Annotated in this window: 12 protein-coding genes and 4 pseudogenes; 11 read left to right on the top strand and 5 right to left on the bottom strand. The window is 37.5% G+C overall.

Annotation, left to right across the window (positions count from 1 at the left end):
* Positions 1–38 precede the first annotated feature (38 nt).
* Complete coding sequence (gene fghA, locus AC5EUN_RS12755) at positions 39–869, top strand: S-formylglutathione hydrolase (protein WP_058952258.1); 831 nt, start codon at positions 39–41, stop codon at positions 867–869.
* Positions 870–1,201: 332 nt separating this feature from the next.
* Positions 1,202–1,516, top strand: coding sequence for a putative quinol monooxygenase (locus tag AC5EUN_RS12750; RefSeq protein WP_493352371.1), 315 nt, complete (start codon positions 1,202–1,204; stop codon positions 1,514–1,516).
* A 73-nt stretch (positions 1,517–1,589) separates the two neighbouring features.
* Here AC5EUN_RS12750 and AC5EUN_RS12745 read toward each other — a convergent pair.
* Positions 1,590–1,918, bottom strand: a pseudogene (locus AC5EUN_RS12745) (IS3 family transposase); the annotation flags it as partial.
* A 179-nt stretch (positions 1,919–2,097) separates the two neighbouring features.
* Here AC5EUN_RS12745 and AC5EUN_RS12740 point away from each other — a divergent pair.
* From AC5EUN_RS12740 to AC5EUN_RS12730, 3 genes are all read left to right on the top strand, one after another.
* Positions 2,098–3,255, top strand: a complete 1,158-nt coding sequence (locus AC5EUN_RS12740; protein ID WP_058952257.1) for an iron-containing alcohol dehydrogenase — start codon at positions 2,098–2,100, stop codon at positions 3,253–3,255.
* Positions 3,256–3,345: 90 nt separating this feature from the next.
* On the top strand, positions 3,346–4,023 hold the full coding sequence (locus AC5EUN_RS12735) for a type 1 glutamine amidotransferase domain-containing protein (protein WP_058952256.1): 678 nt from the start codon (positions 3,346–3,348) through the stop codon (positions 4,021–4,023).
* 204 nt (positions 4,024–4,227) lie between these two features.
* Positions 4,228–5,355 (top strand): alkene reductase, encoded by a 1,128-nt coding sequence (locus AC5EUN_RS12730; protein WP_058952255.1) that lies wholly within the window; start codon positions 4,228–4,230, stop codon positions 5,353–5,355.
* A gap of 83 nt (positions 5,356–5,438) precedes the next feature.
* Here AC5EUN_RS12730 and AC5EUN_RS12725 read toward each other — a convergent pair whose 3' ends face one another.
* A complete protein-coding gene (locus tag AC5EUN_RS12725) occupies positions 5,439–5,669 on the bottom strand; it encodes a hypothetical protein (RefSeq protein WP_001087973.1) in 231 nt (76 codons plus the stop codon).
* 106 nt (positions 5,670–5,775) lie between these two features.
* A complete protein-coding gene (locus AC5EUN_RS12720; protein ID WP_004733176.1) occupies positions 5,776–6,384 on the bottom strand; it encodes a TetR/AcrR family transcriptional regulator in 609 nt (202 codons plus the stop codon).
* Positions 6,385–6,527: 143 nt separating this feature from the next.
* Between AC5EUN_RS12720 and curA the strand changes: the two genes are divergently transcribed.
* Both curA and AC5EUN_RS12710 read left to right on the top strand, forming a co-directional pair.
* Positions 6,528–7,547 (top strand): NADPH-dependent curcumin/dihydrocurcumin reductase, encoded by a 1,020-nt coding sequence (gene curA / locus AC5EUN_RS12715; protein WP_058952254.1) that lies wholly within the window; start codon positions 6,528–6,530, stop codon positions 7,545–7,547.
* Positions 7,548–7,563: 16 nt separating this feature from the next.
* Entirely contained in the window at positions 7,564–8,202 is a 639-nt protein-coding gene (locus AC5EUN_RS12710) for a glutathione S-transferase family protein (RefSeq protein WP_058952253.1), read from the top strand.
* 514 nt (positions 8,203–8,716) lie between these two features.
* Here AC5EUN_RS12710 and AC5EUN_RS12705 read toward each other — a convergent pair.
* The gene (locus tag AC5EUN_RS12705; RefSeq protein WP_058952252.1) at positions 8,717–9,148 is read right to left on the bottom strand and encodes a PPC domain-containing protein; all 432 of its coding nucleotides are present in this window, start codon (positions 9,146–9,148) and stop codon (positions 8,717–8,719) included.
* Positions 9,149–9,427: 279 nt separating this feature from the next.
* Positions 9,428–10,558, bottom strand: a pseudogene (locus tag AC5EUN_RS12700) (IS3 family transposase).
* Positions 10,559–10,886: 328 nt separating this feature from the next.
* On the opposite strand from AC5EUN_RS12700, the gene AC5EUN_RS12695 reads away from it, so the two are divergent.
* From AC5EUN_RS12695 to AC5EUN_RS12680, 4 genes and pseudogenes are all read left to right on the top strand, one after another.
* Entirely contained in the window at positions 10,887–13,436 is a 2,550-nt protein-coding gene (locus AC5EUN_RS12695; protein ID WP_058952251.1) for a bifunctional diguanylate cyclase/phosphodiesterase, read from the top strand.
* Positions 13,437–13,554: 118 nt separating this feature from the next.
* Positions 13,555–14,490, top strand: a pseudogene (locus tag AC5EUN_RS12690) (IS30-like element ISAba125 family transposase); the annotation flags it as partial.
* A gap of 53 nt (positions 14,491–14,543) precedes the next feature.
* The gene (locus tag AC5EUN_RS12685; protein WP_004994718.1) at positions 14,544–15,569 is read left to right on the top strand and encodes an IS30-like element ISAba125 family transposase; all 1,026 of its coding nucleotides are present in this window, start codon (positions 14,544–14,546) and stop codon (positions 15,567–15,569) included.
* Positions 15,570–15,716: 147 nt separating this feature from the next.
* Positions 15,717–17,274 (top strand): annotated as a pseudogene (locus AC5EUN_RS12680) (sensor domain-containing diguanylate cyclase).
* Positions 17,275–17,384 lie beyond the last annotated feature (110 nt).

Below are 17,384 nucleotides of genomic sequence, written 5' to 3'. Positions count from 1 at the left end.
ATTTCTCATGAAGTCTTGCTCAACATAGGTAATTGATTATGGAAATAATTGAGAAACATGCTTCTTTTGGTGGATCGCAAGAAGTGTATCGCCATCAGTCAATAGCATTAAACTGTTCAATGAAATTCTCAATATATCTGCCACCTCATGACAAAGATGAGAAGTTGCCAGTTTTATATTGGTTATCAGGACTGACTTGCAACGAACAGAACTTTATTACTAAAGCCGGAGCACAAAAGTATGCGGCTGAACATAAAGTCATTATTGTTGCACCAGATACCAGCCCACGTGGAGAGGATGTACCAGATCATGCAGATTATGATTTAGGCCAAGGCGCAGGATTCTATGTGAATGCAACACAAGCACCCTGGTCACAGCATTTCAAAATGTATGATTATATTGTGGAAGAGCTCAGAAATCTGATTGACCTGAATTTTCCGACCAACCAAGTCCAAAGCATTATGGGGCATAGCATGGGTGGTCATGGTGCATTAGTCATTGGGTTAAAAAACCCTGAGCTGTATAAAAGTATTTCTGCTTTTGCACCAATTGTTGCACCTAGCCAAGTACCTTGGGGGAAAAAGGCTTTTACACACTACCTAGGTGAAACTGAAACTTTATGGAAAAGCTATGATGCGATTGAATTAATCAAAAACGATGAAGTTCATTTACCTATTTTAGTCGATCAGGGAACAGCTGATGATTTTCTTGAAGAACAGTTAAGACCTAAGCTTCTTAGTGATATTTGTTTGGAACAAGAATATCCTCTTACACTTAACCTAAGAGAAGGGTATGACCATAGCTATTACTTCATTGCGAGCTTTATAGAGAAACATATAGAGTTTCACAGCAAATTCCTAGCTAAATAACTTTCATAGATATGAAGATGTGCATGTTGTTCTTGAATGCTTCTTGAGCAATATAACTTCCAGATGAAGAGGTCAGCTTATAAATCTAAGGTAGAGTCAATTGATCCTTATATAACTAAGATTGAATTTAATCATCTCATATCTTGATTTTTTGATTCAAATGTTAATGATATTAACTTGAATAAATTCATAGCATTATGTCGAAATAAAAACCTAAATTATGGCTCAGCTATGGGATGTTTTTTAACTTTTATACAACAAAACTTTCTGACATGCATACATTAGCAATGACAGAATCAGTTTGAATTCTAATCAATTGTGGAGTTTTAGTCATGCTTAAAACAGCTTTATATGTCCGTCTTGAAGCTAAACCGGGTAAAGAAGACGAAGTGGAAGCTTTCCTTAAAGCCGGTTTACCTATTGTAATGGAAGAACCTGCGACAGTTGCGTGGTTTGGCTTACGTCTTGGACCTACAACATTTGGTATTTTTGATGCATTTCCTGATGAGGCGGGTCGCCAAGCACATTTATCTGGCAAGGTTGCAGCTGCGTTGATGGCTCAGGCCGATGAGCTATTTTCAGAGCCACCATCAATTGAAAAAGTAGATGTTTTGGCGAGTAAACTACCAGCTCATACCGACGATTAAATGTATGAGGGTGCTGCCTGAAATTTCGAATGAAAGGCAGCACTTCAACCCTGTGAGGTTTGTCGGAGGCTTTTTATTCAAGTTGGGCTACTTTATTTAATGGCTTAATCTCATCATTTACATGGGTCAATATCAAAACAGGGTAAATAAATGAATGCAGCTATGTACATGCTTTATATTGAACCAATCTATCTAATTTACTGTCGCATTTGTACATCTGCTAAACCGTGCCAATCTGCTTTTAAAATATTTAATCATCGTTATTTTGTATGAGTCATTCACTGTTTTAGCCAATGCGTTCACGACCATGTCAGTAGTCATACATGTTGATACCTTCCATACAACAATCGCTCGTGAAAATACATCAATAATAAAAGTGTTATAGAACAAGCCTGAATGTGTTTAACCATCACTCAAGTCGCAAGATGAAATAATTTTTATAAAAATAGACGACTGGTCTATTTTTGTATATAGTTGCTGCATGATCACAGCAAAAACCGCAGTGTGGATTAATTTTTATAGTTGACGCGATTAATAACGGTGGTTTTTCAAATCATTAACTGATTTTTGAGGATAAAAATATGCTGAATTTTGACTTTTATAATCCAACCCGTATTCTTTTTGGTGCCGACACGATTGTCAAAATCAATGACTATGTGCCTGCAGAAGCACGGGTATTAATGCTGTATGGTGGCGAAAGTGCCCGTAAAAATGGCACATTAGCTGAAGTGCGTGAAGCATTAGGTACACGAGAAATTCACGAATTCGGAGGAATCGAACCGAATCCGAGCTATGAAACCCTAATGAGAGCAGTAGAACTGATTCGTGAACAAAAGCTTGATTTCTTAATGGCTGTCGGCGGTGGCTCGGTGATTGATGGCACCAAATTTATTGCAGCAGCAGTCAATTATGCAGGTGATACATGGGAAATTTTAGAAACCCATGGCACTCAAATTAGCCAAGCTTTGCCTTTTGCCAGTGTACTCACTCTTCCAGCAACCGGTTCAGAAATGAACAACGGTGGGGTAGTTACCCGAAAATCGACCCAAGCCAAACTTGCATTTAGCAGTCCCTATGTTTTTCCGCAATTTTCGGTGCTAGACCCGAATAAAACCTATAGCTTGCCGACGCGCCAGTTGGCAAATGGCGTGGTCGATGCATTTATTCATGTCATGGAACAGTACTTAACTTACCCTGTCAATGCACAAGTACAAGATCGTTTTGCCGAAGGTCTATTGCAAACCCTGATTGAGATTGGACCGAAAGTCTTGGAAGATTCGGCAGATTATGACACGCGTGCCAATTTGATGTGGACCGCCAGCATGGCACTGAATGGCCTGATTGGAGCAGGTGTACCACAAGATTGGTCGACCCATTTGATTGGACATGAGCTCACGGCTTTACATGGTATTGATCATGCTCGTACCTTAGCAATTGTGTTGCCGGCCAATCTACAAGTACGTCGTCAAGAGAAGCGAGAAAAATTACTACAATATGCGACTCGTGTCTGGCAGATTGTCGAAGGTGATGAAGAACAACGTATTGATGCAGCCATTGCCCGTACTCGAACCTTCTTTGAGCAACTCGGACTGCCAACTCGTCTTAGCGATTATGGACTGGGGGAGACAGATATTGAGATCATCATTACGCAACTTAAATCACATAATCTTACACAGCTAGGCGAACATAAAAATGTTTCATTAGAGATCAGTCGCCAAATTCTCGAGACGAGCATATAAGCTAAATGCACGTATCTGGCATGCTCACGCCACATGGTATGTGATCATTCAACAATGCTCCTCAATCCTGAAAATTATCGGAGAAATAACATGAAAATTTTAATCGTTTTAACCTCACATGATCAACTTGGCAATACTGGTAAGAAAACAGGTTTCTGGCTAGAGGAACTTGCTGCACCGTATTACACCTTTATTGACTCTGGTGCTGAAGTTACGCTGGCGTCGCCTCAAGGTGGGCAGCCACCACTAGATCCGAAAAGTAATTTAGCCGATGCTCAAACTGAAACCACTCATCGTTTTGAAGCAGATCCAACTGCAATGCAAGCATTAACACAGACGCATAAACTTAGCGAAATTTCTGTAGCTGATTATGATGCAGTGTTTTATCCAGGCGGGCATGGCCCATTGTGGGATTTAGCAGAAGATCCGATTTCAATTTCTCTGATTGAACAGGCGATTCAGTCTGGCAAACCTGTTGCAGCAGTGTGTCATGCCCCGGGTGTTCTTCGTCATGTGAAAGCAAGTAATGGAGCGCCTTTAGTCAGAGGTAAATTAGTGACTGGTTTCACCAATACTGAGGAGGCCGCTGTAGGTTTGACTGAAATTGTACCATTTTTAGTCGAAGACATGCTTAAACAAAACGGTGGTCATTATTCTAAAGTGGATGATTGGCAAGTATATGTTCAAGTAGATGGCTTGCTGGTTACTGGACAAAATCCAGCATCTTCTGCTGCAACTGCCTCAGCATTACTTCAATTGTTGAAATAAAGAGTAGCTAGTGTCTGTTGTGGTGCTTAGCAGTGAATAAAACTTCTGACGCTGAGCAACTGGCGCAATAAGCAAAATAACCCTCATTTAATGGTGAAGGGCCTGAGTGAATAGCTTTCCTTCCTTTATTTTTTCTATATACAGGAAGGAAGGGTATTTTTTTAATTTAGATCAATTAAGTCATGATTACTTGGATACAATGAAATGAAAGACAGCAAACTTTTTCAGAACTTAAGCTTAGGCCCTTATGTTTTGCAAAACCGTATTGTATTGCCACCATTAACACGGTCGCGCAGTAGTCAGCCAGGGAATATTCCAAATGAATTAATGGCAACCTATTATCAACAGCGTGCCGGTGCAGGATTTATGGTCACCGAAGGTACGCAAATCGAGCCCCGTGGTCAAGGCTATGCTTGGACGCCCGGTATTTACAGCTCTGAACAGATTGCTGGATGGCGTAAAGTGACGGAAGCAGTGCATGCTAAAGGAGGCATTATTTTTGCACAACTTTGGCATGTTGGGCGTGTTTCACATACATCTTTGCAACCCGATCATGCATCACCGGTCGCGCCCTCGGCTATTAGGGCTGATAGTAATGTTAAAGTCTTTATTGAGACCGGGCCCAATGCGGGGGCCTTGGCTGATCCTTCAATGCCACGTGCTTTAAGCAATGCAGAAGTTAAAGAATTAGTGCAACTCTATGCTCAAGCAGCGCGTAATGCCTTGGCTGCTGGTTTTGATGGAGTTGAAATTCATTGTGCAAATGGTTATTTGGTGAACCAATTTATCTCTGCACATAGTAACCACCGTGAAGATGAATATGGTGGATCACTAAACAATCGTTTGCGTTTTTTACGTGAAGTAGTAGAGGCAGTTGCTGAGGTAGTTGGTGCAGATCGTTTAGGAGTGCGTTTTGCCCCCTTATTTGAAAGTACAGAGGAAGATCGTGTCTACATGGGTTTAGTTGAAGATGATCCACATGTGACTTATATTGAGGCCATAAAGATACTTGAAGAAGTTGGGATTGCCTATTTATCGATTGCAGAAGCTGATTGGGATAATGCACCAGAACTTCCTCATGATTTTCGTAGAGATGTCAGAGACACTTTCAGTGGTCGGATTATTTACGCAGGTCGATATACGGCAGAAAGAGGGACTCGAATTTTAGAGGCAGGGCTGGCCGATTTAATTGCATTTGGACGCCCATTTATTGCGAATCCAGATTTACCCGATCGCATCGCTAATGGCTGGCCATTGAATGCAGTAGATGCAAGCACTTTGTATGGTGGGACGGAAAAAGGCTATATTGATTATCCAGCTTACGCAGATTAATATCGACTAAGTAAGTTATTTTGCCAACCTTTGTGGTTGGCAAAATAAGGGCTTAGGATTGCTGTTGCCAGCACAATTTCTTGTTAAAACAAATTCTTAAAATTTTTTAGCTGTGTAATGAGCCAACCAGCCAGTGGAAAAGAAATCAGTTGCGTTACTGGCACTAATACTATGACTTCAATCAACACCATCATCGGGAAACTTTGATGCTGAGTAATTGGCTTTAATAAAGTGAGAACCAGTAATAAGGTGGGATATAAGCCTAAATAACCAACTAAAATACGAGTCATGAGGGCTTTAGAAGGAGAATTCATTGTGCGCTATACTCATGGATTGTAAATTGATCTAATAGCAACACAATAATAGGTAATCATTGGACTGCTATCATGAATTATTAATTATGTAGTTGATATTTAATTTTTATGAATCTTCACTTTTTAATAGAAATTTAGTTGCTCTCAGAGCTTGATGTAATGGTGTTTTATCTTTTTGCAACTTACTCAGTAATGCTGCACCTAACCACATTTGGTAAAGTACTTGTGCCAAAGTAGAGGCCTCGGTATCTGCTTGGATAGACTGATCCTGTTTTCCCAAATCAATTAAACCAGCAATACGTTGGATTACATCATCAACGCCAGCGGACATAATCGAGCGCATATCTTCAGATAGATCGGCAACTTCTGCGGCAAGTTTCACAATTAAACAGCTATCCGCCCAACCACACTGTGTTTCAGGATCTTCTATCCATAAATTAAAATACTCAATCAGCTTTTGATAAGGGGATTTATCACAACGCCATACATCATTTAAACGGACTTGGTAATTGTCTACATAATGCTGTACCAATTCACATCCGAAAGCTTCCTTAGATTGGAAATAATGATAAAACGAGCCTTTAGGGATTTCACAGCTCTGTAAAATTTCCTGTAATCCTACGCCAGTAAAACCTTTATGCAAAATCAGGTCTGAACTGGTGTTAAGAATGTGTAAGCGCTTCGCTTCAGACTTTTTAATAGGAGTAGGCTTCATATTAATTATTTACTCTATTGTAAAAAATAGACCAGTCGTATTGTTTTTTATTATAACTCATCTACAATGGATGTAAAGAAATTTTAATCACAGTTTTTGATTGTGAAGAAAAATACTTTTAAATAAAACATGGAGTTATATGTGTGAAAACAGTTATTAATCAACGCATCGTTTTAGCTAAACGGCCAGTGGGTGAGCCAAAACACAGCGATTTTCGTATTGAACAAGTTGAGCTCAATGAACTTAAACAAGGCGAGATATTGTTAAAAACCATTTACTTGTCACTCGATCCTTATATGCGTGGTCGCATGAGCGATGCTCCTTCATATGCAGCACCGGTTGAAATTGGCGAAGTGATGGTCGGTGGAACAGTCAGTCAAGTGGTGGCCTCTAAAAACCCAAAATTCAAAGAAGGCGAGTGGGTTCTTTCCGGAAATGGCTGGCAGGGCTACGCAATTTCTAATGGGTCTGCCTGTCAAAGCTTAGGTATGCAACCTGAACATCCATCTTGGGCATTGGGTATTTTGGGAATGCCAGGATTTACTGCTTATATGGGGCTGTTGGACATTGGTCAGCCTAAAGCCGGTGAAACTTTAGTCGTTGCAGCTGCAACGGGACCTGTTGGTGCTACGGTTGGACAGATTGGCAAAATTAAAGGTTGTCGCGTGGTTGGCGTCGCAGGTGGGCCTGAAAAATGTCGTTATGCAGTAGAAGAACTCGGCTTCGATGCTTGTATCAATCATCATGATGAAAATTTTGCAGAACAATTACAACAAGCAGTTCCCAACGGTATAGATATTTATTATGAGAATGTAGGGGGTAAAGTGTTTGATGCGGTATGGCCATTGCTTAACTCTGCGGCACGTGTACCGGTGTGTGGTGTGGTTTCCCAGTATAACGCTACCGAGCAAGCACAAGGGCCAGACCGTTTACCGGGCTTTATTTCCACCCTTTTAAAAAAGCGTATTCGCATGCAAGGCTTTATTATTTTTGATGATTATGGCAGTCAGTATCCGGAATTCTATCAGCAAATGTCTGAATGGTTGAAAGATGGAAAAATCAAATATAAAGAGCATATGGTGCAAGGTTTAGATAACACGATCAATGCTTTCAATGGTATGTTGAAAGGCGAAAACTTTGGCAAAGTGGTTGTAAAAATTTAAAAAAATAGGAATTATCATGATTACACTACATCATTTAGATCAATCACGTTCTTTTCGCATTTTGTGGTTACTTGAAGAAATCAAGCAGCCCTATGAGCTGAAACGCTATTATCGTGACTCAAGCACGCATTTGGCACCTGAATCTTTAAAAATCATCCATCCTTTAGGGAAATCTCCAGTATTGGAATGGGATGGCAAAGTTATTGCAGAGTCAGGCGCAATCGTTGAGTTATTAATTCAGAAACTTGCGCCGCATTTAGCACCAGATATGGATGAACCTACCTATGTCGATTATCTACAGTGGATTCATTTCTCAGAAAGCTCTGCCATGCTGCCATTTTTGTTAAAAACGTTTAATACGATAGAAACCAAGCAGGGCACGAAGTTGGTATTTCTAGAAAATTATACTCAAGTTGAGTTCGATAAAGTATTTAGCCATTTAAATGAATATTTAAAAGATAAAGAATTTCTAGTGGCAGACCGTTTGACCGGTGCTGACTTCATGATGGGCTTTGGACTACATGCTTTAGTTTATCATATGGGACAAGGTGAAAATTATCCCCATATCCAACATTACGTAGCAGGTTTAAGCCAACTACCTAGCTGGCAAGCCGCAGTACAAATTGAACAAAATGGTGTGAAAAGTCAAAAATAGCAAGATTGTTTTTTAAGGCAATTGAGAAAAAGAATCATGATTGACAAGTACATCTGGTTATAAAATAAGCTGACACTTATTTAAAGTAAACGCCTAATGAATTTCATCGGGCGTTCTCTATTTTAAAGATAAGGAATTACCATTATTTAAGATAAGTTTCGCCTATTCTTTCACTGCAAATTCCTATCAAAAGGGCTTGAATATCACGACGGTTACGTTGAAAGATATAATCAACTTTTGAAAGAAAAGTGACAAACGCACAGCAAGATTAAATTATTCCTCGGGGTATTAAACAAGTAATCTATATCATTTTACTAACATAAACACATCTGCGTAAAAATCACGCCCCGCTTAACTGGCAATAGTTTTTGAACCCTTGTATAAAAGCTTAAAAGAATCTAGCAAGTCTTTAGACTTCTTGCGTTAGTCAAAATTTAAACAGCATAAAGCTACATTTAATAAGGTTTTAGCCAATTCAAAAATTAGGTAAAACGATACTTTCGCAAGAGGTCTTTTATTTAATGTTAATACTCATCCAGTATTGAGGTTTTTTATCTTTTCTTGCCTGTGATCTAGGTTGTAATACTCTAATTTCATACTCACCTGAAGCAGGTAAAATATAAATACCATTATTATCAAGCTCTGGAGAATATTCTCCAAGATTGATAGAGTCTTTTAATTGATTACCCCATAAGTAAGTTTCAACATTTCCTCCAGTCAACGTCACTTTTAACTTTTGCCCTTTTTTAGCATAAAATTTGTAGGAATCATACTTGTATCCATCTATCCTTCCGTAATAATTTGCAGAGTAAGCTTTTTTTGCAAACTTAACTACAACAGCCTTTCGTATATCATTGTTATCATTTGCAAGTACGGCAGGGCTAAGCATAGCTAAAGTTAGGGCCATAAAAGCACCAACTAGTAATTTCATATTCGCTATTTTCATAAGGTTTCCTTAATTCTTGTATCGCCCCTGACATAGTTACATAAGTAAGAAGTAACCATGAATCATGGAACAGAACTGTGAATAGTCACCAAAATTCTATACACACATGGCTTGGTTGCATAAATCTACCTCTTAAGGCTTATTCAGCAATATAATTCTCAGATGAATAAGCCTACACCTAAAATTTACCGTACAACAAATTGGTCATCTAATGTGGTTCCGTTAATTAGACCACTCAATTCAGTTTTATAAGTGATAAATCCGCTCTAAATATTTAAATTATGCTGCCATTACTTTTAGTAAATGTTGATCATAAAATTCATTCGGTGTTGCCTTATTCAAACTTGAATGAGGACGTATCATGTTATAAAAATCCAAATATTCAGCAATTGATTGTTTCGCTTGTTTAACCGTATCGTAAGCCTTCAAATAGACTTCCTCATGCTTCACGCTGCGCCATAACCGCTCAATCATCACATTATCTATCCACCGTCCTTTCCCATCCATACTGATACTGATATTTCGCAATTTTAACTCATTCAAAAATGCCTCGCTTGTGAATTGACTGCCTTGGTCTGTATTAAGCACCTCTGGACAACCATATTTCACAATTGCTTCTTGCAACGCATCTATGCAAAAGTCTGTTTCCATACTGATCGATACACGATGAGCCAGTACTTTACGACTATGCCAATCTATAATTGCACACAGATAGACAAAACCTTTACCCATAGGAATGTACGTGATATCTGTACACCAGACTTGATTAGAGTGATCTATGACCATGTTTTTCAACAGATATGGGAAAATACGGTGTGCAAGATTAGGCTTACTGGTATTGGGTTCTGGATACAAGGCATGTATTCCCATCAAGTGCATTAAACGTCGGACTTTACGCCGACCTATTTGATGCCCTTGACGCTGTAGCATATCTCGTATCATTCGACTGCCCATAAATGGGTAGTCGAGATGAATTTCATCGATCAGACGCATCAAACTCAAATCAGTGGATGAAATCTCTTTGGGCTTGTAATACAACGTACTGCGATTGATTTGAATCAATTGCGATTGTTGTCGTACCGAAAGTTGATGGGTCTTATCGATCATTTTTTGCCGCTCAGCTGCCCTATTTTTCTGAGCGCACCTTCTAAAAAATCAATTTGCAATGCCTGATGTCCTATCTTGGCATGTAGAGCTTTGAGGTCAATCTCTGGTTCTTGTTGTGCTGTTAGTCGTGAAAAAATATTGATTGATTGCTCAAGCAGTTGATTTTTCCAATCAATGATTTGGTTTTGATGTAAATCGAATTGAGTAGAAAGTTCAGCGAGTGTGTGGTCCCCTTTAATTGCTGCGAGAGCAACTTTAACTTTAAACTCTGCTTGAATGATTACGACGTTTTCTTCGTGTCATGGTTGACTCCAAAAACAAGCATTTCCCATGCTCATTGGGGAGTAGATTATCACTTATAGGCGTGGTCTAAAATCCTAGACCCACATCACAACAAAGCCTATTCCTTTCCCTAGCTCAACCATGCCAAGTATAAACTTGAATAAAAAAGATTACTTTTCACTTATGAAAGAGACCTAATCGATATTCTATAAAAATGTTATTGTCATAAGGAAAGACTAATGTTACTTGTTAAGGGAGCAGTCATAAATGGAAAATATACAAACTGTTATAATAATGAAGCCAAGAATAGACCAAGGATTGAATAGAGGTTAAGCGAGGGTAGGAGTAAATGAGAGAGAGTTATGATACGTATCATATTTTTAGTCTTATAGGGCAGCACGCTGAATTAGAACCCATTCTAAATGCAATTTCTGGGTGGCTTGAATCCCATATTCCAGATGCCTTAGTTACGATCATGCTTTATTCTGAACATGACCAAACTTTAAAGCTTATCAGTGGTAAACAACATTTCTCAAATCAATACTGTAAAGCCGTCAATAATTTAAAAATTGGTCCTCAGCGCGGTGCTTGTGGAACAGCTGCATTTTTACGTAAGTTGGTCATTAGTCAGGATCTGATGGAAGATCCGAATTGGGCAGCTTATCGTGCATTAGTAAAGGCAGAGCAGCTTTCAAGTTGCTGGTCTATGCCTATTATTAATGCAAGAAATATTTTATATGGAACTTTTGGGACTTATTACCGAACTCCCAAAAAACCGACGAAACATAATATTCGTCTTTTAGAACAGGCCGCCTCTTTAGTTGCATTAGCGATTGAGCTTGATGATGAACGCCAACAAAAAATAGCCATAAATGAAAAATATAGTTCTTTTTACAATTATCATCCAGATGTAATTCTTGAACTTGATCTGCAAGGATACGTTCTTAATACCAATATTGCTTGTCGTGAAATTACGGGTTTTTCACAAGAGCAAATACAGGGGAAACACTATTGGACATTAATACCTGATGAATATCATGAATTAGTTGATGCTGCATTTAAATCTGCCCTACTGGGGAAGTCTCAACATTACGAAATTCCCGTTTACAATGCGTTAGAAAAAATTATATGGCTTGATATTATCAATTTACCAATAATTCAAAATCAAAAGGTTACAGGTGTATTTACGATAGCACGTGACATTAGTGTAAATCGGAAAAATAAGGAGAGCTTACGTCTTTTAAAGCGCGGAGTTGATGCAAGTCCGAGTGGGATGTTTATCACGGATGCCTCTGAAAACATGGTGATCAGCTTTGTTAATCCTGCTTTTCTTAAACAAGTTGGTTATACAGAAGAGGAAGTCATAGGCCGTAATTATAATTTTTTACAGGGCCGAGATACTAATCTAGAGCAACTTGCTTTGTTTAAGCAAGCGGTAAAGGAGCAGAAAGATGTTCAGATAACGTTAAAAAATTATTGTAGGGATGGGAGCTGGTTCTGGAATAGATTAATGTTGGGGCCAATTTTGGATCAAGATGGCAAATGTACTCATTTTCTTGGAATTCAGGAAGACATTACTCAGCAACGTATCCATGAAGAATATATTGAATATCAAAATACTCATGATCAATTAACAGGCTTACTAAATCAAATAACTTTTGAAAAAGTCTTAGAGCAAACTTTCGAAAAACAAAAGCTTCTAACTTTACTTTATATTGATCTTGATGACTTTAGTTCGATGAATGATAGTTTAGGTTACTACGTTGGTAATAAAGTTATTAAAAATATAGCGAGCCGACTAAAAGGTTTTTTAAAACCTGATGAGGTTTTGAGTCGGTATGCCGAAGATGAATTTGTATTATTGATCAAAGGCCAACATGATCATAAAAAAATAACCACAAGAGCTAAAAAGATTCTTGATTTGATTTCAGAGCCGTTTCAAGTCGATGACCATACACTCCATCTAAGCGCAAGTATGGGTATCGTCATAAATAACAGTTTTATACAATGTGCTTCAGAACTTTTATATCGGTCTACTTTGGCTATGAGAGAAGCAAAGAGACAAGGCCGTAATACTTGGCATTGTTATGAAGAAAGCAATAAGATTTCACCCAATTTAGACTATGCTCATCTGCGTCTAGAACTTATGGAAGCAGTAAAAAAGAAGCAGTTTACACTATTCTATCAACCGTTAATCAAACCATTAACAGGCGTGGTTCAGGGAGTAGAAGCGCTGATTCGTTGGTATCATCCCGAACGGGGTTATATTTTTCCAGATGTTTTTATTCCTTTAGCTGAAAGAACAGGACAAATTGTAAATATTGGACAGTGGGTTTTAGAAACAGCATGTTTAGATATCGCTAAATGGAATAAGGCGCATGATAGTCAGCTCACAGTTTCAGTTAATATTTCTCCTTTGCAGTTTGGACGTGCTGGGTTTCTTGAGGAACTCCAAAAAGCGCTAAAAATAAGTCAATTACCAGCTGAGCTGCTTAAAATTGAAATTACCGAAGGCGTTATTATTAGTGGTGCGGACAGGGCAATTGAAATTCTAAAATCAATTCGTGCTTTAGGAGTGCATGTGGTCATTGATGACTTCGGCACTGGTTATTCGAGCCTTAGCTATCTACGACTACTACCTATTACTCAAATCAAACTGGATCGAAGTTTTATTGTGAATCTGACAATTAGTGTTCAAGATGCTGCAATTGTTCGGTCGATAATTTTTCTAGCCCATCAGCTGAATTTAGAGGTCGTAGCGGAAGGTGTTGAAACACTAGAACAAGCAATTCTGCTCTATCAACACGATTGTGATTTATTTCAAGGCTATTTTTATGCACGGCCTGCCCCAATAAGTGACTTGAATTCGAAATTTTTGCCGTTGGAAAGTTTAAGTTAACGTAATTAATCTTTGTAAATTGTAATAAAAATCTAATTGTAACTTTAACTCTATGTTAAAGGTGGGCAGAGTAAAACTTGAAGTGCGACATAAACCACCTAATTAATTTAAAGGGTTTATGGAGTATATAAAATTGTCATACCATCATCTTAACTTTGAAGATCGTACTGCATTAATGCTTGAGTCAAGAAAAGAAGGCTTTTCAGCCAGAAAATTTGCTGAACTTATTAAAAGACATCCTAGTACGATCTATCGTGAGCTTAAAAGAAATAGCATCAATGACGTTTATCAAGCTCGATATGCTTCTGATAACACTTTTGCTAGACGTAGACGTGGTCACAGAAAACTCAAAATCGATTCAATCCTCTGGAAATTTATTGTTGAAGCGATCCGTTGTTTATGGTCTCCTCAGCAAATAGCAAAGCGTTTAAAGACATTTCCTGATTTGGATCAAACAATGAATGTAAGCCATACAACGATTTATTCAACGATACGAGCATTACCCAAGGGTGAGTTGAAAAAAGACTTATTATCCTGTCTACGTCATGAAAATAAAAAGCGAAAAGCTAACGGTGAACCTAAAAAAGATTCTATATTACAGGATATTAAAACTATTCATGAGCGCCCAGCCGAAGTTCAAGAAAGAAAAATACCGGGTCATTGGGAAGCTGATTTAATTAAAGGTAAAGACAATAAAAGTTCGATAGCAACACTTATTGAACGAAATACACGGCTCTGTATCTTGGCAACATTACCTGATGCAAAGGCAGAATCAGTGCGCAAGGCTTTAACTGAAGCTCTGAAATATTTACCTGCAGAACTGCGTAAAACGTTGACCTATGACCGTGGACGCGAGATGGCAGAACATAAAATACTTGAAGAAGATTTAGGCATAGATGTATATTTCTGTGACCCACATTCACCCTGGCAAAAAGGCACATGCGAAAATATGAATGGTTTAATTAGGCAATATTTACCTAAAGGGATTGATTTAAATCAGGCAGATCAGCATTATTTAAATCAAGTTGCCATGTCACTGAATACTCGTCCTAGGGCAGAGTAAAACTTGAAGTGCGACATAAACCACCTAATTAATTTAAAGGGTTTATGGAGTATATAAAATTGTCATACCATCATCTTAACTTTGAAGATCGTACTGCATTAATGCTTGAGTCAAGAAAAGAAGGCTTTTCAGCCAGAAAATTTGCTGAACTCATTAAAAGACATCCTAGTACGATCTATCGTGAGCTTAAAAGAAATAGCATCAATGACGTTTATCAAGCTCGATATGCTTCTGATAACACCTTCGCTAGACGTAGACGTGGTCACAGAAAACTCAAAATCGATTCAATCCTCTGGAAATTTATTGTTGAAGCGATCCGTTGTTTATGGTCTCCTCAGCAAATAGCAAAGCGTTTAAAGACATTTCCTGATTTGGATCAAACAATGAATGTAAGCCATACAACGATTTATTCAACGATACGAGCATTACCCAAGGGTGAGTTGAAAAAAGACTTATTATCCTGTCTGCGTCATGAAAATAAAAAGCGAAAAGCTAACGGTGAACCTAAAAAAGATTCTATATTACAGGATATTAAAACTATTCATGAGCGCCCAGCCGAAGTTCAAGAAAGAAAAATACCGGGTCATTGGGAAGCTGATTTAATTAAAGGTAAAGACAATAAAAGTTCGATAGCAACACTTATTGAACGAAATACACGGCTCTGTATCTTGGCAACATTACCTGATGCAAAGGCAGAATCAGTGCGCAAGGCTTTAACTGAAGCTCTGAAATATTTACCTGCAGAACTGCGTAAAACGTTGACCTATGACCGTGGACGCGAGATGTCAGAACATAAAATACTCGAAGAAGATTTAGGCATAGATGTATATTTCTGTGACCCACATTCACCTTGGCAAAAAGGCACATGCGAAAATATGAATGGTTTAATTAGGCAATATTTACCTAAAGGGATTGATTTAAATCAGGCAGATCAGCATTATTTAAATCAAGTTGCCATGTCACTGAATACTCGTCCTAGAAAGGCGTTAGATTGGCTTACACCATTAGAGAAATTTGCTCAGCTTGTTGATTATCATATGGCTTTTGAAACTGTCGCACCTCATGTTTGAATTCGCCTAGAAAAGCGTTAGATTGGCTTACACCATTAGAGAAATTTGCTCAGCTTGTTGATTATCATAAGACTTTTCAAACTGTCGCACCTCATGTTTGAATTCGCCGTGTAATAAAATTAAGAAATTATGGCTAATTAATTAAAAATGGAAATATCTAAAATTAATTTAAATTTAAGAAAATTAATACTTTTTTTAGCAATTTTTTCGGTATTAAGTCTTTTTATTATTAGCTCAGTAATTAGCTATTATATAGTAAGAAATCAGCTTATAAATAATTCATTAGCACTTAATTCCGAACACGCAAACAAGATTGCAATAATTATAGATAATCACTTTAAGAATATACTGATCGAACTTGGATACAGCGCAAAGATTTTAGGGAAAAAATTTGATGATAATGAGATCCGAGAAACAGAAGTACAGAGATTAAAAATGCAATCTGATTACTACAATAGCGTGGTTGTCAGTGATTCAGAGGGTAGGTTGATTAATTATTCACCAAATATATTGAATATTGATAAAAATAAAGTACAAACTACGTTAGGAATTAGTAATTCAATAAAGGAAAAAACCATATATATCATCGCCATATCTTTCTGTTAAAAAGAATATGATTGTTTTTATTTCATATCCGATATTCGATGAAAAAAAGCGCTACAGAGGTTTTGTTGGATCTGCGATATATTTAAAAGAAAAAAATGTAATTAATCAACTTTTATCAACGAATGAAACATATCGAAAAAGTTACATGTATGTAATTGATAAAAATGATAAAATTATATTTCACCCTGATCATGAAAGAATCGGTGAGATAATCAAAAATAACACTGGTTTAGATTATATAAAAAAACAAAATTCAGGGAAAATTCGTCTTATCAACAGTAGAGGTGTTGATAATCTTGCTGGATTCTCACATGTAAAAACGACGAATTGGATAATTGTCTCCCAGCAACCCACAAAGCAGTTATTAAAACAAGCGAATTCGATTATTTATAAAGTATCAGCGGGAATCTTTATATTTTATTTACTAATTTTTTATGTTGTTTGGAAGTGTTCTTTTTTTATAGCATCTCCTCTGCATAAGCTTGCAAATATGGCAAGCTCTTTACATCAGCCTGAAGCAAGTAGGGAAATTAAAAATATTAACCCATGGTATTATGAAATCGTTAAATTTAAACGTGCTCTTTTATTGAGTGTTCATCACTTTTCAAAAAAAATGACTGAGATGGATTATTTCATTAATACGGATCCTCTTACCGGTTTGATGAATCGTAGAGGGATGCATTTGTCTATAGATCAGAAAATAGCTTTGAAAATCTCCTTTTCAATATTATTAATAGATATAGATTTCTTCAAGAGAGTAAATGATACATATGGACATGCTGAAGGTGATTTAGTACTGAAAAATATTGCAGAAATGATGCAAAAGAATTTTCGGAAAGATGATGTTTGTTGTCGCTATGGTGGTGAAGAATTTATTGTTATTGTACCTGATGTTAGCCAGCAAGACGTTTATGAAAGTGCTGAAAGATTTAGAAGAGAAGTGGAAGCGCAATCGATAGAAAAGGTTGGATCGATTACAGTCTCTATAGGTATCGCTTCTTGGCCTGAAGCTTCTGAAGATATTTCAGAAGTATTTATTCTGGCTGATAAGAATCTTTATGAGGCTAAAAACAGTGGACGAAACTGTGTAAGATTATAATTTATTTGGTTTTATTGCGAAAGTATTTCACCGTTAAATCTACTCTAAGTTGCTCAGATTTAGTAGTAACTTTGGTATGAGGTCTACTAATAGTTGGATGAATTTTATAC

It is taken from the genome of Acinetobacter sp. CAU_H_S170_2 (assembly GCF_058890445.1).
The sequence above is the reverse complement of the archived record's forward strand: the minus strand, read 5'-3'. Positions and strand labels throughout refer to the sequence as shown.